23 protein-coding genes and 4 pseudogenes are annotated in these 20,675 nt (G+C 64.9%); 15 read left to right on the top strand and 12 right to left on the bottom strand.

Annotation, left to right across the window (positions count from 1 at the left end; translation table 11 throughout):
* Positions 1 to 16 precede the first annotated feature (16 nt).
* From J4G43_RS24980 to J4G43_RS25005, 6 genes and pseudogenes are all read left to right on the top strand, one after another.
* A complete protein-coding gene (locus J4G43_RS24980; RefSeq protein ID WP_135213523.1) occupies positions 17 to 292 on the top strand; it encodes a hypothetical protein in 276 nt (91 codons plus the stop codon).
* A gap of 209 nt (positions 293 to 501) precedes the next feature.
* Positions 502 to 1,722, top strand: a complete 1,221-nt coding sequence (locus J4G43_RS24985) for an LL-diaminopimelate aminotransferase (protein WP_014495524.1) — start codon at positions 502 to 504, stop codon at positions 1,720 to 1,722.
* A 30-nt stretch (positions 1,723 to 1,752) separates the two neighbouring features.
* Entirely contained in the window at positions 1,753 to 3,069 is a 1,317-nt protein-coding gene (locus J4G43_RS24990; RefSeq protein WP_085401211.1) for a homoserine dehydrogenase, read from the top strand.
* A 139-nt stretch (positions 3,070 to 3,208) separates the two neighbouring features.
* Positions 3,209 to 4,210, top strand: coding sequence for a class II fructose-bisphosphatase (glpX, locus tag J4G43_RS24995; protein WP_063983497.1), 1,002 nt, complete (start codon positions 3,209 to 3,211; stop codon positions 4,208 to 4,210).
* Between the two features lie 142 nt (positions 4,211 to 4,352).
* Positions 4,353 to 5,072: a haloacid dehalogenase type II gene (locus tag J4G43_RS25000; RefSeq protein WP_208086639.1), complete on the top strand. Its 720-nt coding sequence runs from the start codon at positions 4,353 to 4,355 to the stop codon at positions 5,070 to 5,072.
* Positions 5,073 to 5,147: 75 nt separating this feature from the next.
* Positions 5,148 to 6,040, top strand: a pseudogene (locus J4G43_RS25005) (LysR family transcriptional regulator).
* An 18-nt stretch (positions 6,041 to 6,058) separates the two neighbouring features.
* Here the strand turns inward: J4G43_RS25005 and J4G43_RS25010 are convergent.
* From J4G43_RS25010 to J4G43_RS25035, 7 genes are all read right to left on the bottom strand, one after another.
* Positions 6,059 to 6,268, bottom strand: a complete 210-nt coding sequence (locus tag J4G43_RS25010) for a hypothetical protein (RefSeq protein WP_208086640.1) — start codon at positions 6,266 to 6,268, stop codon at positions 6,059 to 6,061.
* A gap of 7 nt (positions 6,269 to 6,275) precedes the next feature.
* The gene (locus J4G43_RS55340) at positions 6,276 to 6,401 is read right to left on the bottom strand and encodes an MFS transporter small subunit (protein WP_014495518.1); all 126 of its coding nucleotides are present in this window, start codon (positions 6,399 to 6,401) and stop codon (positions 6,276 to 6,278) included.
* Between the two features lie 4 nt (positions 6,402 to 6,405).
* Positions 6,406 to 6,564 carry a hypothetical protein gene (locus J4G43_RS25015; protein ID WP_157790313.1) on the bottom strand — a complete coding sequence of 53 codons (159 nt, stop codon included), beginning with the start codon at positions 6,562 to 6,564 and terminating at the stop codon, positions 6,406 to 6,408.
* A 27-nt stretch (positions 6,565 to 6,591) separates the two neighbouring features.
* Entirely contained in the window at positions 6,592 to 8,013 is a 1,422-nt protein-coding gene (locus J4G43_RS25020) for an L-lactate MFS transporter (RefSeq protein ID WP_208086641.1), read from the bottom strand.
* 265 nt (positions 8,014 to 8,278) lie between these two features.
* The gene (locus J4G43_RS25025) at positions 8,279 to 8,965 is read right to left on the bottom strand and encodes an alpha/beta fold hydrolase (protein ID WP_208086642.1); all 687 of its coding nucleotides are present in this window, start codon (positions 8,963 to 8,965) and stop codon (positions 8,279 to 8,281) included.
* Between the two features lie 276 nt (positions 8,966 to 9,241).
* Positions 9,242 to 9,724, bottom strand: coding sequence for a bleomycin resistance protein (locus J4G43_RS25030; RefSeq protein WP_208086643.1), 483 nt, complete (start codon positions 9,722 to 9,724; stop codon positions 9,242 to 9,244).
* 110 nt (positions 9,725 to 9,834) lie between these two features.
* On the bottom strand, positions 9,835 to 10,020 hold the full coding sequence (locus tag J4G43_RS25035; protein ID WP_223153570.1) for an FCD domain-containing protein: 186 nt from the start codon (positions 10,018 to 10,020) through the stop codon (positions 9,835 to 9,837).
* On the opposite strand from J4G43_RS25035, the pseudogene J4G43_RS56040 reads away from it, so the two are divergent.
* Positions 9,937 to 10,140 (top strand): annotated as a pseudogene (locus J4G43_RS56040) (4-hydroxythreonine-4-phosphate dehydrogenase PdxA); the annotation flags it as partial. The gene J4G43_RS25035 and the pseudogene J4G43_RS56040 overlap by 84 nt on opposite strands.
* A gap of 10 nt (positions 10,141 to 10,150) precedes the next feature.
* Here J4G43_RS56040 and J4G43_RS25045 read toward each other — a convergent pair.
* Together J4G43_RS25045 and J4G43_RS25050 are read right to left on the bottom strand one after the other, a co-directional pair.
* Positions 10,151 to 10,564 (bottom strand): cupin domain-containing protein, encoded by a 414-nt coding sequence (locus tag J4G43_RS25045; protein ID WP_208086644.1) that lies wholly within the window; start codon positions 10,562 to 10,564, stop codon positions 10,151 to 10,153.
* 50 nt (positions 10,565 to 10,614) lie between these two features.
* Complete coding sequence (locus tag J4G43_RS25050) at positions 10,615 to 11,358, bottom strand: SDR family oxidoreductase (protein ID WP_208086645.1); 744 nt, start codon at positions 11,356 to 11,358, stop codon at positions 10,615 to 10,617.
* Between the two features lie 369 nt (positions 11,359 to 11,727).
* Between J4G43_RS25050 and J4G43_RS25055 the strand changes: the two genes are divergently transcribed.
* Both J4G43_RS25055 and J4G43_RS25060 read left to right on the top strand, forming a co-directional pair.
* Entirely contained in the window at positions 11,728 to 11,901 is a 174-nt protein-coding gene (locus tag J4G43_RS25055; RefSeq protein ID WP_208086646.1) for a hypothetical protein, read from the top strand.
* Between the two features lie 73 nt (positions 11,902 to 11,974).
* Positions 11,975 to 12,733, top strand: a complete 759-nt coding sequence (locus tag J4G43_RS25060) for a sulfite exporter TauE/SafE family protein (RefSeq protein ID WP_208086647.1) — start codon at positions 11,975 to 11,977, stop codon at positions 12,731 to 12,733.
* Positions 12,734 to 12,812: 79 nt separating this feature from the next.
* Here the strand turns inward: J4G43_RS25060 and J4G43_RS55645 are convergent.
* Positions 12,813 to 13,888, bottom strand: a pseudogene (locus tag J4G43_RS55645) (methyl-accepting chemotaxis protein).
* Positions 13,889 to 14,172: 284 nt separating this feature from the next.
* Between J4G43_RS55645 and recJ the strand changes: the two are divergent.
* The 3 genes and pseudogenes from recJ (at position 14,173) to J4G43_RS25085 (ending at position 17,819) form a co-directional block, all read left to right on the top strand.
* Positions 14,173 to 16,014, top strand: coding sequence for a single-stranded-DNA-specific exonuclease RecJ (gene recJ / locus J4G43_RS25075; RefSeq protein ID WP_208086648.1), 1,842 nt, complete (start codon positions 14,173 to 14,175; stop codon positions 16,012 to 16,014).
* Positions 16,015 to 16,105: 91 nt separating this feature from the next.
* The gene (locus J4G43_RS25080) at positions 16,106 to 16,915 is read left to right on the top strand and encodes an SDR family NAD(P)-dependent oxidoreductase (RefSeq protein ID WP_208086649.1); all 810 of its coding nucleotides are present in this window, start codon (positions 16,106 to 16,108) and stop codon (positions 16,913 to 16,915) included.
* A gap of 108 nt (positions 16,916 to 17,023) precedes the next feature.
* Positions 17,024 to 17,819 (top strand): annotated as a pseudogene (locus J4G43_RS25085) (aldolase).
* Between the two features lie 70 nt (positions 17,820 to 17,889).
* Here the strand turns inward: J4G43_RS25085 and J4G43_RS25090 are convergent.
* Positions 17,890 to 19,119: a lytic murein transglycosylase gene (locus J4G43_RS25090; RefSeq protein ID WP_208086650.1), complete on the bottom strand. Its 1,230-nt coding sequence runs from the start codon at positions 19,117 to 19,119 to the stop codon at positions 17,890 to 17,892.
* 133 nt (positions 19,120 to 19,252) lie between these two features.
* Here J4G43_RS25090 and J4G43_RS25095 point away from each other — a divergent pair, with 133 nt between their 5' ends.
* The 3 genes from J4G43_RS25095 to J4G43_RS25105 all read left to right on the top strand — a co-directional run bounded on the left by J4G43_RS25095 (position 19,253) and on the right by J4G43_RS25105 (position 20,108).
* Positions 19,253 to 19,510, top strand: a complete 258-nt coding sequence (locus J4G43_RS25095; RefSeq protein WP_208086651.1) for a hypothetical protein — start codon at positions 19,253 to 19,255, stop codon at positions 19,508 to 19,510.
* Between the two features lie 73 nt (positions 19,511 to 19,583).
* On the top strand, positions 19,584 to 19,835 hold the full coding sequence (locus tag J4G43_RS25100) for a hypothetical protein (RefSeq protein WP_208086652.1): 252 nt from the start codon (positions 19,584 to 19,586) through the stop codon (positions 19,833 to 19,835).
* Between the two features lie 84 nt (positions 19,836 to 19,919).
* Positions 19,920 to 20,108: a hypothetical protein gene (locus J4G43_RS25105; protein ID WP_038936126.1), complete on the top strand. Its 189-nt coding sequence runs from the start codon at positions 19,920 to 19,922 to the stop codon at positions 20,106 to 20,108.
* A gap of 6 nt (positions 20,109 to 20,114) precedes the next feature.
* Here the strand turns inward: J4G43_RS25105 and J4G43_RS25110 are convergent, their stop codons facing one another.
* A complete protein-coding gene (locus tag J4G43_RS25110) occupies positions 20,115 to 20,645 on the bottom strand; it encodes a MarR family winged helix-turn-helix transcriptional regulator (protein WP_208086653.1) in 531 nt (176 codons plus the stop codon).
* Between the last annotated feature and the right edge of the window lie 30 nt (positions 20,646 to 20,675).

A 20,675-nucleotide genomic window follows, 5' to 3' on the forward strand; every position in this document is an offset into this window, starting at 1 on the left:
GTAGGGGATTTCCCAAGTGTTGGCGTTGAGGGACCTGCAAAAGTCGCTGCCGATCTGTGGCGCTCTGCTGATGGCGGCGCTTGCCTTGGGCGGCTGCTCGAGTCAGCTGGCTGACTATACCCCTACTGATGCGCAGGCCCATCCCAGGGAGCCCGGCTCGTACCTTCCGGTGCACGATCTGCCACCGGATCGTGATCAGGCAATCATCCCGCCGGACCAGCGCGCCAAGATCGAAGCCGAGCTGGCCGCCGCGCGCGAGCGCCAATCCGTTGCCGCAAAAGACGCCAAGTAACGCGGCGTAATCGCTGGCGCCCCCGCCATGCCGTGCTAAAAGACCTCAGTTCAGCCGAGAGTCAGGGCGAACAACTTCAGCTCCTGCCGTCGAATATTGCTCTAAGCGTTTGATTTTGAGCGATTTTCGCGAGGGGGCGAGAGCTTTCCCGAGCGGCTGTCATGGCCGGTCGATTCTGTCCTGACCGGTTGCCCGGAGCCCAGAGAGCCATGGAAGAGTTTTACCGCATCCGCCGCCTTCCGCCTTACGTGTTCGAGCAGGTCAACCGGGCCAAGGCGGCCGCGCGGAATGCCGGCGCCGACATCATCGACCTCGGCATGGGCAATCCGGACCTGCCGGCGCCTGCACATGTGCTGGAGAAGCTGAAGGAGACGCTGGGCAAGCCGCGCACCGACCGCTACTCGGCCTCCCGCGGCATCCCCGGGTTGCGCCGGGCCCAGGCCGCTTATTACGCCCGCCGCTTCGGCGTGAAGCTCAACCCCGACACCCAGGTCGTCGCGACACTCGGTTCGAAGGAGGGCTTTGCCAATGTGGCGCAGGCGATCACCGCGCCCGGCGACGTCATCCTCTGCCCGAACCCGAGCTACCCGATTCACGCCTTCGGCTTCCTGATGGCGGGCGGCGTGATCCGTTCGGTGCCCTCGGAGCCGACGCCGCAATTCTTCGAGGCGGTGGAACGGGCGATCGTGCATTCGATCCCGAAGCCGCTCGCGCTCGTCGTCTGCTACCCTTCGAACCCGACCGCCTATGTCGCGAGCCTCGACTTCTACAAGGACCTCGTCGCGTTCGCGAAGAAGCACGAGATCCTGATCCTGTCCGATCTCGCCTATGCCGAAGTCTATTTCGACGAGAACAACCCGCCGCCCTCGGTGCTCCAGGTGCCCGGCGCGATCGACGTCACCGTCGAGTTCACCTCGATGTCGAAGACCTATTCGATGGCCGGCTGGCGCATGGGCTTTGCGGTCGGCAACGACCGCGTGATCGCCGCGCTCGCCCGCGTCAAATCCTACCTCGACTACGGCGCCTTCACGCCGGTGCAGGTCGCCGCGACCGCCGCGCTGAACGGCCCCGACGATTGCATCAAGGAGATGCGCGACACCTACCGCAAGCGCCGCGACGCGCTGGTGGAATCGTTCGGCCGCGCCGGCTGGGAGATCCCGCCGCCGGAAGCCTCGATGTTCGCCTGGGTGCCGCTGCCGGAGGCCTTCCGCAGCGTCGGCAGCATGCAGTTCGCAACCCTGATGGTGGAGAAATCCGGCGTCGCGGTCTCGCCCGGTGTCGGCTTCGGCGAGCACGGTGAAGGATATGTCCGCATCGCCATGGTGGAAAACGAGCAACGGATCAGGCAGGCCGCGCGCGGCGTGCGCCGCTTCCTTGAAAGCGGCATCGAAACGTTGCACAACGTCGTTCCGCTCGCCAATCGGCGTTAAGTTTCTCTTCGGCAGGTTTTCTAAAGCATCATGGTTGCACCCCTGAAAGTGGGCATAGCGGGGCTCGGCACCGTGGGCGCCGAAGTTGTCCGTTTGATCGAGACCCAGGCCCGCGTGCTCGCGGGCCGCAGCGGCCGCGGCATTCGCGTCGTCGCCGTCACCGCGCGCTCGAAGGCGAAGAAGCGCGGCGTCGATCTGCGCGGCATCGAATGGGTCAGGGACCCCATGGCACTGGCCACGCATCCCGGCATCGACTGCTTCGTCGAGCTGATGGGCGGCGCCGGTGATCCCGCTCTCTCTGCGGTCGAAGCGGCACTGAATGCGGGCAAGTCGGTCGTCACCGCCAACAAGGCGCTGCTCGCCAAGCACGGCCTGAAGCTTGCCAAGGCCGCCGAAAAGCACGGCGGCGCGCTGAATTTCGAGGCAGCGGTCGGCGCCGCGATCCCTGTCATCAAAACGTTACGCGAAGGGCTTGCCGGAACCGGCGTCACCCGCGTCTACGGCATCCTCAACGGCACCTGCAATTACATCCTGACGCGGATGGAGCAGGAGGGACTGTCCTTCGCCGAATGCCTCAAGGATGCGCAGCGGCTCGGCTACGCCGAGGCCAATCCGTCCTTCGACGTCGATGGCCACGACACCGCGCAAAAACTTGCCATTCTCGCCAGCCTCGCTTTCGGCACGAAAGTTGCTCAAAGCGCTGTGTATGTCGAAGGTATCTCATCCATCGCGCCGGAAGATCTGCGCGCGGCCGACGATCTCGGTTACCGGCTCAAGCTGCTCGGTGTTGCCGTCCGTACCGCCAAGGGCATCGAGCAGCGCGTGCACCCGACCATGGTTCCAAAATCCTCCTCGATCGCGCAGGTGATGGGTGTCACCAATGCGGTCACGATCGATGGCGAGGGCATTCCTCCGATCACGCTGGTCGGCCCCGGTGCCGGCGGTGCTGCGACCGCATCCGCCGTCGTCGCCGACATCGCCGACGTTGCGCGCGGCATCCGCGCCAATCCGTTCGGCCGGCCGATCTCGCATCTGCGCGACACCAAGAAGGCGCCGATGGAGCGGCACGAGGGCGGCTACTATATCCGCCTGCTGGCGCGGGATTTCCCGGGCACTGCGGCCGCGATCGCGACCCGGCTCGCGGAGCAGAAGATTTCGATCGAGTCGATCGTGCAGCGTCATCCCAATGGCGGCGCTGCGCCGGCGAACGGCAAGGCGGTGCCCGTGCCCGTCATCCTGATCACCTATGCGACGCATGAGGACGCCGTGCGACGCGCGCTCGCGGCCGTGCAGAAGGACAAGGTGATCAGCGGACGGCCACAGGTGATCCGGATCGAGAAGAACTGAGCATGACCCGGAAAAGTGTGAAGAGGTTTTCCGGAAAGGTCATGCTCAAACAATAGGACACGGTTCGAACGAACTGTGGGTGTTACGAGTTGATGCGGACGGAGATCTCCGTCCAAAACTGTTCCGAAGGAGTTAGCCGATGTCGACCCATATTTCAGTCCCGCCGCACGCGTTGCTCGAGCGCATCCTCACGCTGGAGATCGTGCGGGTGACGGAGCGGGCGGCGGTGTCTTCGGCGCGGCTGCGCGGGCACGGCAACGAGAAGGCGGCCGACCAGGCCGCGGTGGACGCCATGCGGCGCGAGCTCAACAAGCTGCCGATCGAGGGCACCATCGTGATCGGCGAGGGCGAGCGCGACGAGGCGCCGATGCTGTTCATCGGCGAGAAGGTTGGCATGAACGCCGGCCCGCAGGTCGACATCGCGGTCGACCCGCTCGAGGGCACCACGCTGTGCGCCAAGAACATGCCGGGCTCGATTGCCACCATGGCGATGGCCGACGGCGGCACGCTGCTGCACGCTCCTGACGTCTACATGGAGAAGCTCGCGATCGGTCCCGGCTACGACAAGGGTGTTGTCGAAATTGATGCCTCGCCCGCCGACAACGTCCGCCGCCTCGCCAAGGCCAAGGGTGTCCAGCCGGAAGGCATCACCGTTCTCGTGCTCGACCGCCCGCGCCATGCCAGCATCATCGAGAGCGTGCGCTCGACCGGCGCCGCCGTCCGCCTCATCACCGACGGCGACGTGGCCGGCGTGATCCACTGCGCCGATCCTGATAACACCGGCGTCGACATGTATCTCGGCACCGGCGGCGCGCCGGAAGGCGTGCTCGCGGCCGTGGCGCTGCGCTGCATCGGTGGCCAGATGCAGTGCCGCCTGATCCTGGATTCCGACGAGAAGCGCGAGCGCGCCGCCAAGATGGGCGTCAACGATCCCAAGATGATCTACGGCATCGAGGACATGGCGCGCGGCGACTGCCTGTTCGCCGCCACCGGCGTTACCACCGGCTCGCTGCTGTCGGGCGTCAAGTTCCGCAAGGACGGCGTGATCGAGACCGAGACGGTCGTGATGCGCTCCGTCACCGGCACCGTGCGTTACATCAAGGCCGAGCACCGGCAGTTGGAGAAGTTTTACCTGGGCTGACGCGCTTCGTCATTCCGGGGCGACGGGACCGCGCAAAGCGCGCGGCCCGGAGAAACCGGAATCTCGCGCCATAACTTCTGGATTCCGGGTTGGTGCTGACGCGCCCCCCGGAATGACAAGAACAACAAAAGAGGAAGCGCACATGTCCGATCTCTCCTCCGTCAAAGCCCTGGTCTTCGACGTGTTCGGCACCGTCGTGGACTGGCGCACCAGCCTGATCACCGACCTCATGTGGTGGGGTAAGGGCCGCGGCATCTCCGCCGACTGGACCGCTTTGGTCGACGGCTGGCGCGGCATGTACACGGCCGCCATGGATGACGTGCGCAAGCACCCCGAACGTGGCTATGTCATCCTCGACGTCCTGCACCGCCGCTCGCTGGACAAGCTGGTCGAGAAGTTCGCGATCAAGGGTTTGACCGAGGCCGACCTCGACTACATCACCAAGGGCTGGCACCGCCTCAATCCCTGGCCTGACAGTGTCGCCGGCCTGACCCGGCTGAAGTCGAAATTCGTGATCTCGCCGCTGTCGAACGGCAACGTCGCGCTGCTCACCAACATGGCCAAGTTCGCCGGCCTGCCGTGGGACCTCATCATGTCGGCCGAGCTGTTCGAGCACTACAAGCCCGATCCCGAGACCTATCTCGGGGCCGCGCGCCTGCTCGGCCTCAAGCCGGAGCAGGTGATGATGGTCGCCGCCCACAACGGCGATCTCGCCGCCGCCCAGAAGAACGGGCTGAAGACCGCGTTCGTGGCGCGGCCAACGGAATACGGTCCGCTCCAGAAGGTCGATTTCGAGGCGACCGGCAATTGGGACATCGTCGCGAAGGATTTTGGCGGGGTCGCCGACAAGCTCGGCTGCTAAGCGGCACTGCTTCAGTTTGACATCCTTCACGACAGCGCCTTTCATATCGACGATGTCGATGTGTGAGGTGCGCCCTTGGATACCGAGCTCGCGCGGACATTTCTGACCGTGGTCGCGACCGGCAATTTCATCACCGCCGCCGACCGGCTTCACGTCAGCCAGTCCACCGTCAGCACGCGGATCCACTCGCTCGAGGAGCTGCTCGGCTGCACGCTGTTCGTGCGCAACAAGGCGGGCGCGACGCTTACGGTGGCGGGACGGCAATTTCAGCGCCATGCCTCGACGCTTGTTCGCACCGTCGAGCAGGCCCGCCACGACGTCGGCCTCCCCAAGGGCTTTAACGGGGCGCTGGTGGTCGGCGGCCGCATCGGCCTGTGGGAGGAGTTCCTGCTGCTTTGGGTGCCGCGCATGCAGGAGGCCAATCCTCAGATCTCCATCCGGGCCGAGAGCGCCCTTGAGCCCGAGTTGATGCAGGGGCTGGTCGAGGGACGCATCGACATCGGCGTGATGTACACCCCGCAAAGCCGCCCCGCCTCAAGGTCGAGTTGCTGATCGAGGAGCAGCTTGTGCTGGTGTCGACCAATCCCAGGAGCGATCCGGAGCCGCAGGATGGCTACGTCTATGTCGACTGGGGGCCCGAATTCTACGCCCGCCACAGCGCCGTCTTTCCCAATTTCGCGGGGCCTGTGCTGACCGCCAACATCGGCTGGCTCGGGCTGCAGCACGTCCTCGCCAACGGCGGCTCCGGCTATTTTGCGCACCGGATCGTCGAGCCGCTGCTGAAGGCACGGCGGCTTCACCTGGTGGTGGGAGCGCCGAAATTCTCGATGCCTGCCTATGTCGTCTATTCGGTCGACCAGCCCGACGACCACGTGCAGAGCGCGATAGCGATCATGCGCGACCTCGCCGCCGAGCAGACCCGGCGGGTGACGGAAACGCCGGCGCGTGGTGCGCGCAAGCGCCGCTGACGGCTCGTTTGATTGGATCTATCCGCGCCGGTGCAGGCGGGTCTCGGCGAGCGCCGTCACCGCGCCAAGTGCGAGCGTCGCGACGACGATGTCCGCAGTCGCGTCAAAGCCGACTGCGAGAACCGCAGCGGCGATCACCGCGGCCAGCACGGTGATGGTGAAGCCTTCGTCGGTTACCAACCGTCGCGCGCCGCCGAGAAGCGCTGCACGCTTGTTCGTGGGACGCATTCGCCGCCTACTGAAACAGCTTCATGGCGTTGAGCAAAGTCTGGATCACGCCCGCGAGCAGGGGGATGCCCGCAAAGCTCCAGGCCAGCGCCAATTGCAGCGGGGTGGTCTTTGCCGTCTGAGCGGTCTGCATGATGTCAGGCCCCCGAGGGATTGTTGCTCGCCGCGGCTGCGGCCGCGATCTCGGTGGCACGATGCACCGGCCGCATCGCCGCCATCGTCCGGGATACCCGCCAGGCGATCCAGCTCAGCAGCGATTGGGAGAATGACGCTTCGCTCCGTGATGTCGTGGTCATGGTCGCCTCCTTGTGTTCGTCCGAACGTCAGGCAGCACGCGCCGCCTCGAGACCTGAATTGTCCTCGTCCTGCATGTGATGACGCTTGTCGACGGCACGGACGCAGAGGTTGGCGAGGAAGCCGACCACGAGCAGTCCGGCCATGATGTACATGGTCGTGTTGTAGGCCTGCGCCTTCGGCACACCATGCGTGACGTTGTATTCGCGGATGTAGTTGATCAGCACAGGCCCGGCGATTCCGGCCATCGACCAGGCCGTCAGCAGGATGCCGTGGATGGCGCCGACATAGCGCGTGCCGAACATGTCGCGCAGATAGGCCGGCACGGTGGAAAAGCCGCCGCCATACATGCTGACGATGATCAGGAAGCACAGCACGAACAGCACGACATTGCCGCTCGCGCCGGCATAGGGCACGGTCACGTAGAGGGCGATTCCGAGCACCATGTAGACGAAATAGGTGCTCTTGCGTCCGATGAAGTCGGATAGCGAGGCCCAGCTGAAACGTCCGCCCATGTTGAACAGGCTCATCAGGCCGACGAGACCTGCGGCCGCCACCGCGGTGATGTGGGCGGGGAACATCTCCTGGCTCATCGCCGAGGCCTGGCCGAGCACGCCGATGCCGGCGGTGGTGTTGCAGAACAGCACGATCCAGATCAGCCAGAACTGCGGCGTCTTGACCGCCTGGTAGACGAACACGTCGTTCCTGGTCATCAGCTTGGTGGCGGCCGCAGGCGGCACATAACCCTCCGGCTTCCAGCCCTGCGCCGGCACGCGCACGATGGCGGAGCCGACCATCATGAAGACGAAGTAGACACAGCCGAGCGTGATGAAGGCGCCGAGCACGCCGACGTCGCTCGTGGTCGCAAACTTGCTCATCAGCCATACGGAGAGGGGGGAAGCGATCAGCGCGCCGCCGCCAAAGCCCATGATCGCCATGCCGGTAGCCATCCCCGGCCGGTCGGGAAACCACTTCATGAGCGTCGAAACCGGGGAGATGTAGCCGATGCCGAGCGCGCAGCCGCCGATCACGCCGTAGCCGAGATAGATGATCCAGAGATTGTGGAGATAGACGCCGAGGGCCGAGATCAGGAATGCGCTCGCCCAGGCAACGCCGGCAGTGAACATCGCCTTGCGCGGGCCGCCTTCCTCGACCCAGCGTCCGAACACTGCGGCCGACAGTCCGAGGAAAACCATCGCGATGGAGAAAATCCAGCCGAGCTCGGTGAGCTTCCAGTCGCCGGATGCCGATTGGGTGACGCCGATCAGCTTGGTCATCGGCAGGTTGAAGACGCTGAAGGCGTAGGCCTGTCCGATGCACAAATGCACGCAAAGCGCCGCGGGCGGCACCATCCATCGGCTGTAGCCCGGCCTTGCGATCGTGTGCTCGCGATCAAGGAAGGGCAGCAGCGAACGTGCAGGCATTCCCGATGCGTCGAGCGTCGTCGTCATCCAATCCTCCGGTGCCTCGCTGTTCTCGGGGGCGGCCTTTACGGGCAGCCGGGCGATGGCGCGGGATCAGGCTACGCAGAAGGATGATTTTGACAAACGAATAATATGCGCTGTTACAATCGGATTAATCGATATTAGAAAAAGCAGAAATCGGCATGGCGTTTTCGCGATAGACAAAAGGTCCGGGCGGTCTCGCGCCGCCCGGACCTGATCTGAAGAATGACAACGTCATCTGCATTGGTTTGGTACGGTATGTCAGCCGATGCTACTTCGCTGTGACCGCATTCGCAGCCTTCCGGATCACATCCAGCACCACATCCGGCTTCGACAGCATGGGGACGTGGGACGAAGGCACTTCGGTCACGGTGGCGTTCATGCGCTTCGAGACGAAGTGTTGCAGATCGGGGTGAACCGTCTGGTCCTTGCTGGCGAGGATGTACCAGCTCGGCTTCGAGGTCCACGCTGTGCCATCGACCTTCTGGGTCAGGAGATCCGCAACCGGCGCCCCTTGCGTTGCGTAGACCAGCTTTTGCTCGGCTTCGGGCAGGTCGCCGGCAAAGTACGTCAGGCCGCTTGGCTTGAGCCAGACACGGCCCGCCGGCGCGTCGATGTGGCCGAACACCTGCGTCGTCGGAAATTTTGCAATCTGGCTCTGCGAAGTTTCGTCGGCAGCGGGCGCGAGCGCGGCGATGTAGACCAGCGCGGCGACCCGCGGATCGGTTCCGGCATGCGTGATCAGTGTGCCGCCATAGGAGTGGCCGACGAGGACCACGGGTCCAGGAACACGGCCAAAGCACGCCGTCACGCAGGCGACGTCGGTTGCGAGTGAATCGAGCCCGTGCTGGCTCGCCAGGACCTCGTGGCCTTCGGCTTGCAGCGCCGGGATCAGCTTGCCGAAGCACGATCCGTCAGCCCAGAGGCCGTGCGCGAAAACGATGCTTGGTTTGGTCATGAGATGGTCTCCGTTGGCTGCGCAACGGCGAGCCGAGGTGCTCGCGGAGCGTGAAGCGGGGGAGCTTCACGTCTAACGCGCGACCACGTCAGCTGACAGAGGGGCGCAAGGATAATCGGGCGAATGCGAAATTGAGCAAGTTCGGCTCGTGAGCCGAATGCAGCATACGCCCCACACGACAGAGAGCGTGCATCAGTTCAATGGTCCGGGCAGCGTGCACCGTCGCGATAGTGTCTCCTGATAGCGCGATGCGGCAGGACTGGACGAATCTTTGCGTCAGGATGGCGTGCGCATGCCGAGGCGTTCGACGAAGCGCACGAGGTAACCGTCCGGATCCTGGACGAGGAATTCACGCTGGCCGAATTCCTGGTCGCCGACCCGATACCAGGCTTCGTTCGGCTGCTCGTAGAGCGGCCATTTGGCATCGCGGAGAGCGCTCAGCATGGGATCAATGCGATCGACGACCATCTGGAAATTGACGCCGCGTCCGAATGGCCGCTGCATCTCGGCCGTCTCCCAGCGTCCATTCAATTCGCAGAGCATGACCTGCAAACGCCCCCTGACGAGATACGCAAATCGCGCATTGGGGCGATCATAAGCGAGCTCGAAGCCGAGCAAGTCGCGCCAGAACGGCAGGCTGGCTTGAATGCTGGAAACGCCGAGTTCGGGAACGAGATCGGCAAAGCCGCCTCGCGGCGTGCTTCCCGTGCTGTCGGAGGTCGCACGCGCGGCGGGGTCTGAGGGCAGCGGTTTGTTCATTGCGGCGTCGCCTGATCTTATGACCGATCTTCGGGGCGGTTATCGCAGCGAAGCGGCGCGAAGGCCAGACGCGGAATGGGGCGAACGAGTGCTCGCCGGGCACGGCCGCCTCACGCGATCCGCAGCGCGAGGTCGTTTCCTTCCGTCTCGGCAAAGCCCGCCTGCAACACCTCTTCGCGCTTGTGGCGCAGATGCGCACGCAGGATGTGGGAGAGGCCGGCGCCATCGCGCCGCTGCAGCGCGTTCAAGATCGCCTCGTGCTCCTTCACGGCGAACGCCCAGCGCTGCGGTGTCATCGGCGCACGCCCGCGCACGGCACCGCCTACGACATCGCAGGGCAAGGCATCGCGTCGATCGGCGCCAGCCGCGCCGCGTTGCTGCTGGCCGCTGAGATGGCCGCGCGCCGCGCTGCGTGACGAGGCGGCGCTACTTCGTGATCGGCGTGACCAGCTCCTTGTCTGCCGAATCCACGACGAAGACGGCCAGCAGCTTCGCAGGTTCGGTATCGCTGGCATTCGCGCTTATGGCGTGACGGTCGCCGGGCTTTTCGAAGAAATTCTCTCCTTTGCGATAGACCTTGGCGGGCTCGTCATTGACCCGACTGCGGATCGCTCCTTCCAGGATGGTCGCATAGATGAATGCGGAGCGCGGATGCATGTGGGCCGGCGAGGAGCCTCCGGGACCATACTCGACCAGCACGCCCTTCATGCTCTTGCCCGGGACGTTCGGCAGCGCCTGGTCGAACACGACCGTCACTTTGGCCAGAGGTGCCGGTTCGGCCGCATAAGCCGTCAGGATTGATGCGGCATAAACCGCCGTTGCGATCAGCAATCTGCGCATGGGATTTCCTTCATTGCCGTGGGTGTCGTGATTGAAGCTCTTGCGGCCCCTCAGAGTCTTGCGAGCCACGTTGCGAGCGGCGTTTTTCCAAGCCGCGCTTCGCCGAGCGGGTTCAGTGATGTGTCGTCAATGGGGGCGCCGTAGTACGGTGCCTTCGGGTCTCCCACCACCGGTCGGGCGTCGCCGGATGCCTTGAGGCGCCGCGCAATGAATTCATTGAAGGGGGCCTTCTCGGGTCCTGCGATATCTATGGTGCCGTTGAGCGGCCGGCCCATGGCGACCTCCGCGAGGCGATCGGCAACGTCTTCGGCGGCGATCGGCTGAAACAGTGCGGACGGGACGACGATCTTTCCTTCGACCACAGCCGTTTCGGCAATGGCGCCCAGGAATTCGAAGAACTGGGTGGCACGAACGATGGAGTAGGGGACCGACGTGGATTTGATGATGGTCTCCTGGGCGAGCTTGGCCCGAAAATAGGAATTGTCGGGCGACCGTTCGGTCCCCACGATCGACAGCGCCACGTGATGCTTCACGCCCGCGGCCGCCTCTGCCGCGACGAGGTTTGTGCTCGAGCGCTGGAAGAAATCGAGCACGGCGGCGGGCTCCCAGGACGGTGCGTTGGCAACGTCGACGACGACATCCGCGCCAGCCAGCGCTGCTGCGAGGCCTTCCCCGGTCACGGCGTTCACGCCTGATTTCGGCGAGGCTGCAACGGCCTCGTGGCCGTGTTGTTTCAACTTTGTCACGAGCTTGGATCCGATCAATCCGGTCCCGCCGATCACGACGATCTTCATGGCATGTCTCCTCGGCATGTGACGAGCGTGAGTGATCCCAATCCGTGAGCCGATCACGTCACGTCGCCCAACGTGATGCGAAGCGCAGCGTAGCCGAGCAATGCGGCGGGCTCTTGCCTGTAACCGGCCTGCTTTGCCGGAAAATGCTTCAGAAGACTCGTTGCGACGGGGTGGGCGCCGCGCCCGCCGTGGTCGGATCGAAGCCCAACGCAAGAAATTTGCTGCATGTGCTCTGCTCGTGCGAAGGCGGCAAAATTGCTCCGAGGTCAATGTTCTTATTGTACTGAGTAGTGTACCGGTTCATATTGCGCCGCATCGCCCCTCAAATGCACCGAGAGGTGGTCGCGCCCGACAAAGCGGAGCAACAGAATGAGCGTGAGTTATCTTGATGTGTTTCTGGCATTCCTCGGAATGACCTTTGGCCTGCCTTCAGTGCTGCCCGGTCTCTTTTTCCAGCCGAAGGCCGAGCAGCCTCGAACCTCGCAAGCGACGTCGACCGACGCCGGCCCAACAGCAACCGATGACGACGTCACGGCGACCTGAGCCAAGTCTCGCCCGCGATGTTTCGGCGTGACGCGAGCCGAGGCGCGAGCGTGACGGTCATGGAGATGCGCAGATGGATTTGACGGTCGCCACGGTGATCATCGCCTTTTCCGGCGTCTTCCTGATCTGCTTCATGAAGGGCGCATTCGGCGGCGGCTTCTCCATCGTCGGCATTCCGTTGCTGTCGTGCGTGATGGATCCGGTCACGGCGGGCGGCCTGCTCGCGCCGCTCTTCATCGCCATGGACCTGTTCGCGTTGCGCTACTGGAAGCCCTCGACATGGTCGAAGCCGGACCTGGTGCTGCTGTTGCCCGGGCTCGTCATCGGCATTGCCCTCGGCTATCTCTTGTTCCGTGTATTGGACCATCGCGCCGTCGCGATCGTGATGGCGGTCGTGACGTTGAGCTTCGTTGGCGTATGGCTCGTGAGTGACCCGAAGGTGGTCATTCGTCCGCGCTCCTCGCCGAAGGCGGTTGCTGCCGGTCTTGCCTCGGGTGTCACGACCATGGTCGCGCATTCCGGCGGACCGCCGCTGGCGATGTACCTCCTGCCGCTTGGCCTCAGCAAGGAGGTCTACGCGGGAACGACGAGCCTGTTCTTCACCGTCGGCAACGCCATCAAGGCGGTACCTTGGCTGTTGGTGGTGCGGCCGGCGGGCAACGTCTGGATCGTGATGGCGGCGTGCCTCTTTGCCATTCCCAGCGGCGTCTGGCTCGGCTGGCGGCTCCACGGAAAGCTGGACCAGCGGCAGATCTACCGGGCGTGCCATGGCTTGCTGGCCGTGACGGCGTTGAAGCTGTTGTGGGACGGAGTGTCTGGCTATCTCGGATAGGCTGCAAGTCGCGCCGCATCATGGCGCGACCATCGTTAGACGGTCAGCTGCCCCGCTCACGGATATCGCGATGATGTCGTCACGCTCCGCAGACGATCACGCCGTACCAGCCGAGGCCGCGATAGGTCTCGTAACCTGGCGTCGCATGGAACGCGACCAGCGCGCCCGTGCGGTCGTGGTAGAAGCCGGAGCGCTGGCCGTTCAGCGAGATCGAGATGCGCTCGCTCAAAATACCCTGGCCGTCGGAAGCTGCGATCACACGCAGATTGGAGTCGACCAGCAGCACGCGCGCCTTGTCGCTGTCGCCGACGCGCACGCCCTGCACGATGGCGCGGGCCTGCGCCTCCCAGTCGAAATGGATGGCGAGCACGCCGATCGGCGCGCCGTTGGCCTGGCCGCCGGCGCGGACGCTGGCACAATAGGTCGCGACCTGGGCATTGCCGAGCAGCGGCTGGTTCTCGACGTCACCGGCGACATAGTCGTCGCCGGAGCGCAAGGTTCGCGCCTCGCGAAACCACTTTGTGTGGGCGACGTTCTGGCCGACGACGCGAAAGCGGTCGGCGCGGCCATTGGCGATGACGTTGCCGTCGAGGTCGCAGAGCCAGAGGTCGAGATAGACGGTGTAGGCGCCGAGAATCACGCCGAGGCGCTGCGAGGCATGGGAGACGGCTGCAGCGTTGGGCGAGGCCGCGCAATCGACCACGGCGGAATCGGTCGCCCACCAGCGCACGTCGCAGGTGCGTTCATAGAGGTTGCGATCGATCAGCCGATGGCGTTGAGCGACAGGTCGACCATCCGCTCGCCGCGCGAGCGCTGGCTCATGCGGTCGATCGAGGTGACGAGATCGCCGGTGCGCTTCGTCAGCTGGGTTTCGAGCTCGCGCGCGATGGTTTCGACCTGCTGGCCGACGCCGCGCACCTCCTGCGCCACCACCGCGAAGCCGGCGCCTTGCGCGCCGGCGCGCGAGCTCTCGATCAGCGCGTTCAGCGCCAGCATCTTCATCTGGTTGGTGATCTGCTGGATCGCCTTGGTCTTGTCGACTGCGATCTGGTTGACCTCCGCGGTCAGGCGATTGATCAGTGCGGAGATATCGGAATCGTCATCAGCGGGTTCGGTGGCGATTGGCTTGGCTTTCAGACCCAGCGCAGCAGACATCGGGGAGCTTCCCTTGGCAATGAGGCCTGATCTGCAACGAACCCGGAACAACTAATTACAGATCGAATACGAGTCTTTTTCGAAGATTCCGCCTAACGCCCGCTTAATTTGCTGTTCCACGGAATGCCCAAATGATAGTCAGTCCGCGCAGCAAAGCGGCAATCCACCGCTTTGTGCGGCGTGGACATTGCAAATCCCGGGGGATTCCAGGTCAATCGTCATTGTCGGCCGATCGCCGCAACGCCCGGTTCGATTCCCCGGGTTCCTCAAGCCAGTCTCGACTCATGACGCCGCCCGCAACCGCCTTGCCCGTCGAAGTGCCCCAGGCGTTTCTGGGCGTCGCGCGCTCGCTCACCGACAAGCTCTGGCTCGACCGGCTGGATGCGCGCGGGGCTGCCAAGGCGCTCGCCATCGTGCAGCGGCACCAGCTGCCGGAGTTACTGGCACGGGTGCTGGCGGGCCGCGGCATCGACATCGATGGTGTCAGCGACTTCCTGGATCCGACCATCCGCAAGCTGTTGCCGGACCCGTACACTGTGACCGAGATGGAAGCCGCCGCGAAGCGGATCGCGGACGCAGCGATGCGCGGCGAGAAGGTCGCGATCTTCGGCGACTACGACGTCGACGGCGCCACCTCGGCAGCGCTGCTCGCCTGGCATCTGCGCCATTGCGGGCTCGATCCGCTGATCCATATTCCCGACCGGATTTTCGAAGGCTACGGCCCGAACACCGAAGCGATCCGCGCGCTGGCCGCCAAGGGCGCCACGCTGCTCGTCACCGTCGATTGCGGCACCACCAGCATCGAGCCGCTCGCGGAAGCCAAGCGCCTCGGCATGTCCGTGGTCGTGATCGATCATCACCAGGCCGGTACGGAGCTGCCGGAGGTAGATGCGCTGGTCAATCCGAACCGGCTCGACGATCTCTCGGGCCTCGGCCATCTCGCCGCCGTCGGTCTCGTGCTGGTGACGCTGGTCGCGGTCAACCGCGAGCTGCGCCAGCGCGGATTCTGGACCAGCGAGATGCCCGAGCCCGACCTGCTCGGCATGCTGCATCACGTCGCGCTCGGCACGGTTGCGGATGTCGCGCCGCTGATCGGGCTCAATCGTGCTTTCGTCGCAAAAGGCCTGATCGCGATGCGGCGGCGCGACCATGTCGGCCACACCGCGCTGATGGACGTGGCGCGGCTCAACGGCCCGCCGGAGGCCTGGCATCTCGGCTTCATGCTGGGGCCGCGCGTCAATGCCGGCGGCCGGATCGGCCGGGCCGATCTCGGCGTGCGGCTCTTGCTCGAAGGCGACAGCGTCGAGGCGGCGCGGATTGCGGCCGAGCTCGATCGCCTCAACAGTGAGCGCCGCGTCATCGAGCAGGCGGCGGAAGCGCAGGCCGAAGCCGAGGCGCTGGCCTCGATCGGGCTCGAGGACAAGATTGGCGTGATCGTCACGGCCTCCGAAGGCTGGCATCCCGGCGTGGTCGGCCTCGTCGCGTCCCGCCTGAAGGAGAAGTTTTCACGGCCGGCCTTTGCGATTGCGCTGGAGCCCGGCGGCATCGGCACCGGCTCGGGCCGCTCCATCGCAGGCGTCGATCTCGGCAAGGCGGTGCGGCAGGCGGTGACCGACGGTATCTTGCTGAAGGGCGGCGGCCACGCGATGGCCGCGGGCGTGACGCTGCGGAAAGAGAAGCTCGCCGAATTCCGCGCCTATCTCGAAAATGCGCTGGCGCAAGACGTTGCCGAGGCGCGCCATGTCAACGAGCTCTATGTCGACGGCGCGGTGTCCGCGCGCGCCGTGACGACGGAGCTTGCGACCACGCTCAACCGCGCCGGTCCCTTCGGCAGCGGCAATCCGGAAGTCGTGCTGGCGCTGCCATCGCATCAGCTCGTCTATGCCGATGAGGTCGGACAGGCGCATTTGAGGCTACGCTTCAAGTCTGGCGACGGCTCGATCGTCAACGGCATTGCGTTCCGTTCGGTCGGCCAGAAGCTCGGCAACGCGCTGCTCGCCAATCGCGGTCAGCAATTGCATGTCGCGGGATCGTTGTCGGTCGACCGGTACCAGGGCGCCGAGCGCGTGCAATTCCGCGTCGTCGACGTCGCGCTACCGGACCAGGGGCCATCCGTGATTAGATAACGCAAGATCCCTCGCGACAAACGCGGTACGCGTTTGCGCGGAGATCATGCGTCAAAAATAAGCCGCTCAAACAACAAAAAAGGGAGTGAACATGGCAGGGCAGGTTGAGGGCAAGGTCGCGCTGGTGACGGGCGGCGCCTCGGGCATTGGCGAAGCCATCGTCGAGCTGTTCGCCCGCGAAGGCGCCACCGTCGTCGTCACCGATATCGACGAGCTGCGCGGCCCCGAGCTCGCCAAGCGCGTGACCAAAGGCGGCGGCAAGGCGATTTTCCTGGAGCAGGACGTCACCAGCGAGGAGCGCTGGATCGAGATCGTCGCCGAGATCGCCAAGCGCTATGGCCGGCTCGACATCATGGTCTCCAATGCCGGCATCGGCATTGCCGTGCCGTCGATCGTCGACATGACGCTCGCTGATTGGCACAAGCAGAACGCCATCAATCTCGACGGCGTGTTTCTCTCCGTGAAGCATTGCCTGCCGCTGATGCGCAAGACGGGCGGCAGCTCGATCGTGATGATGTCCTCGCTCGCGGGCTTGCGCGGTGCGCCCGGCCTCTCGGCCTATTCGCTGACCAAAGGCGGCGTGCGGCTGTTCGCCAAATCGATCGCGATGGAGTGCGCGGCCGCCGGCGACGGCATCCGCGTCAACTCCGTTCACCCCGGCATCATCGATACCCCGATCTGGGGCAAGATTCCGACGGGGGCAACGGGCGCCGGCCAGAACGCCCCGATCGACCCCGAGGAGCGAGCCAAGGTCGCAACCCCGCTCGGCCGCGCCGGGCAGGCCGCGGAGATCGCTTCCGGTGTGCTGTATCTGGCCTCCGATGCCTCGCGCTACGTCACCGGCAGCGAGCTCGTCATCGACGGCGGCATGAACGCCGGCGGCGTGCCGCGGCGGCAATAGGCCGCCGCGCGAGACGCGAAGGGCAGGGTGGCGCCCGCGGGGGCTGACGCAGAGGCGTCGGCCCTGTACAACGCGGGCCTCTTCCGACCGAAAGAGGTTTCCTTCGCCATGGCGCACAGCCTTCAATCTTCCTCATCCGCACCTGCGCCGTTCCGCTCGAACCGGCCTGATCTCGCCACCGACGCGATCCGCACCGCGCGCGAGGACCTCGCGGCCTGCTTCCGCATGGCCGCGCGCAATGGTTTTGAGGAGGGCATCTGCAACCATTTCTCGGCCGTGGTGCCCGGCCATGACGATCTCTTCCTGGTCAATCCATACGGCTACGCCTTCCGCGAGCTGACGGCGTCAAAGCTCCTGATCTGCGATTTCCGCGGCAACGTGCTCGACGGCGAGGGCGCGCCCGAGGCAACCGCGTTCTACATCCATGCAGAGATGCACAAGCGCCTGCCGCGCGCGAAGGTCGCCTTCCACACCCACATGCCCTACGCCACGGCGTTGTCGATGACCGAGGGCGATCCCCTGATCTGGGCTGGCCAGACCGCGCTGAAATTCTACGGCCGCACCGCAGTGGACCGCGACTATAACGGCCTCGCGCTCGACAACCGCGAAGGCGCGCATCGCCTCGGCCGTCGGTGATGCCGACATCGTCTTCATGAAGCATCATGGCGTGATGGTGCTGGCGCCGACCATCGCGGAGGCCTGGGACGATCTCTATTATCTCGAGCGCGCCGCCGAGGTGCAGGTGCTGGCGATGTCGACGGGACGAAAGGTGCTGCCGGTCGATCCCGCGATCGCGGCGGAAACCTACAGGCAGATGCGCGAAGGTGATTCCGAATCCGCGCGATTGCATCTCGCCGCGATCCGCCGCCAGCTGGACGCGGAAGAGCCGCAGTACCGGCACTGACCCCAACCGCCGTCATTACGGGCTCGCGCCAAGTGGCGCGCCCCGGAACGACAAAGTCAGAGAGCGGGCCCTACGATCCCTGCCGCAACTTCGCCAGCACCTTCAGCCCACCATAACCATCGGCGGGCGTGATCCCCGCGCGCTGCTGAAAATCCTTGATCGCCTTCATGGTGTCGTTGCCGACGCGGCCGTCGGTGCCGCCGGTGTCGAAACCGGCCTTGGTCAGGCGCGTCTGCATCTCCTGCACCTCGGCGAGCGTCAGCGCGCGCTCTGAGCCGGGGAAGGGCTGGATAAAGGGCGGCGCGCCGAGGCAGCGGTCGCCCAGATGGCAGATTGCGAGCGCATAGTTCATCGAGGGATTGTAGCTCTTCACCGAATAGAAATTCGGCCCCAGCAGGAATGTCGGCCCGCCCGCAACCGGCGTCCACATCTGCGCGGATGCATTCGGTTGCGGAAACGGCTGGCCATCGGCGCGGGTGACGCCGGCCGCCTGCCACGCCGCATAGGTCCGGTTGCCGCTCGCCTCGCCGGATGCGCGCACCTCGTAGCCCCAGTGCTCGCCGCGATGCCATTTGCCGCGATTGACGAGATACTTTGCCGTCGATCCCAGCGCGTCGTCGGGCTTGCCGAACGGCGAGACCTTGCCGTCGCCGTCATAGTCGATGCCGACATTGAGCCAGACTTCCGGCATCCATTGCGAATGCCCCATCGCGCCGGCCCAGGACCCCTGCATTTGCTCCGGCGTGCTCCAGCCCTTGTCGACGATGCGCAGCGCGTTGATCAGCTCGGTTTCCCAATAGGCTTTGCGGCGCGGCTCGTTCCAGGCGAGCGCGGCGAGCGAGGGGAATACCGGCGTCATGTGGTTTTGCTGCACCAGCGGATCGCCATAGGCGGACTCCACGCCCCACAGCGCCAGCAGCGTACCGCGCTCGACGCCGAAATCACGCTCGATGCGCGCGAGCAGCGCCTCGTTGTTTTTCAGCGCGATCTTGCCGTTGATGATGCGCCAGTCCGAGACGCGACGGTTGATGTATTGCCAGACCTGCTCGTGGAATTCGGGCTGGTTGCGCATCTGCTTGAACACGCTCATGTCGGGCTCGACCCGCGCCATCGCGCGCTGCCAGGTCGCGGCCGAAATGCCCTTCGCCATGGCGCGCGCACGAAAACCCTCGCGCCATTCGTCGAAGCCCGGAGGCGCGGCGAGAAGCTGCGTGGGGAATGTGATGAATGCGGCTGCGCCGAGCGTGGATCGAAGCAGGGCGCGGCGGCTGTGATTGGCCGAGGAATCAGCTTGTTTCATGGACCCATTCTAGCGGGAATCACGGCTGCTGTGGGCCGGTTCCTGGAACACCGGGAACAGGCTATCGCCCCGCGTTCCGCCGGAACAAAGTGTCGCAGTCCCGCATTCCCTCCGCATACATTGGAGGACGAAGATGAAGAGATATCTGTTTGCCGCCGCCATGGTCACGGCCATCGCCGCCCCTGCATTCGCCGACGAAGTCGGCGTTCACGTCGGCCCGGTCGGTGCCGGCGTGACGGTCGGACAGTCCCACGAATATCGTGAGCGGGACCGCGATCGCGACCGCACCACGGTCATCAGGGAGCGCGAGCCTGCCAACCGCACCACGGTGATCAAGAAGGAAGATGAATTCGGCAATCGCAGCAAGACCGTGATTCATCACGACAACTGACGGAGCAGGGCCCCGGCCGAGCGCCGGGGCCCGCCGTCTGCACGCAATCTGCTCATCGAGAATTCGGGGTGGAATGAAGATACGGGCACATGCGGAAAGCCATGTCGTCGAACTCGACGACGGATCGCAATGGCGGATCTATCCCGGCGATCTCGCGACCACGTTGAGCTGGAAGCCCGAAACCGATTTGCGTGTCGAGCCGAGCGGTGATCGGACGAGTTCGCATGTGCTGGTGAATGCCGCCGATCAGAGCCGCGTGCGCGTGAGCGCGGCGGGCGATGCGTGGCCCGACGGCGAGGTTAAGAAAGCGTTGAAGGGCGGCTGAGCGTCCTTAGGCTTGCCCGGATATCCCCAATTTCAAGCCTGTCGCTTTACGGTCGGTTTGCTTCCGTCTGCCCAGAATGCGCGCATGCGGGAGCTGTTCGACATCATCCGTTCCAATCCCTGGCCGTTCGGCGCCGGGCTGTTTGTCGTGATCCTGATGATCATCGCCGAGAACTTTGGTCGTGGCATCCAGGGCGACGGCGCCGTCAGCGATTTCTCGGATGCCGATGGAGGCGACGGCGGCTGCGGTGGTGACGGAGGCGGCGGCGACTAGAGCCGGTTAGTCCTCCTGCAAATCGGCGGCGATGCCGGCGAGCCAGCGCCGGATCGCGGTCTCCGCCTTGGCGTCCAGACTTGCGGCAAGGCGCTTCTCCAGCGCGATCACGCGCTCCCTGCAAGCCTTCAACAGCGTCGTTCCCCGCTGCGTCAGCGTCCATTGCTGGATCCGGCCGTGGACCGGATGAGGCGTCATCACGATCGCACCGTCGCGATCGAGGTTGCGAATGATCACGCCGACCGTCTGCGGGGTCAGGAACGTGAGCCGGGCGACGTCGGCGCCGGAGAGGCCGGGATAGGCGTTCAGCATGGTCAGCACGGCAAATTGCGGCGACGTCACGCCGAGGTCGGCGAGCGTCCGTTCCATCGTCAGGCGGACCGCGGCGTGGGCTTGTCGCAGCAGATAGCCGAGATAACCTTGCTCACCGCGCTTGCCTTCGCCGGGCGCGGGCACGCGAACGGCAGCGATTTCGGCAGGCGCGGTCGGCTTCCGCGAAGCCTTCGATTTCGTGATGGCAGCGGTCTTGCGTGTCATATAAGAGCTCTTATAAGATGTAAGCAGTCT

The sequence above is a fragment of the Bradyrhizobium barranii subsp. barranii genome (genome assembly GCF_017565645.3).
In the GTDB taxonomy this organism is placed as follows: Bacteria; Pseudomonadota; Alphaproteobacteria; order Rhizobiales; family Xanthobacteraceae; genus Bradyrhizobium; species Bradyrhizobium barranii.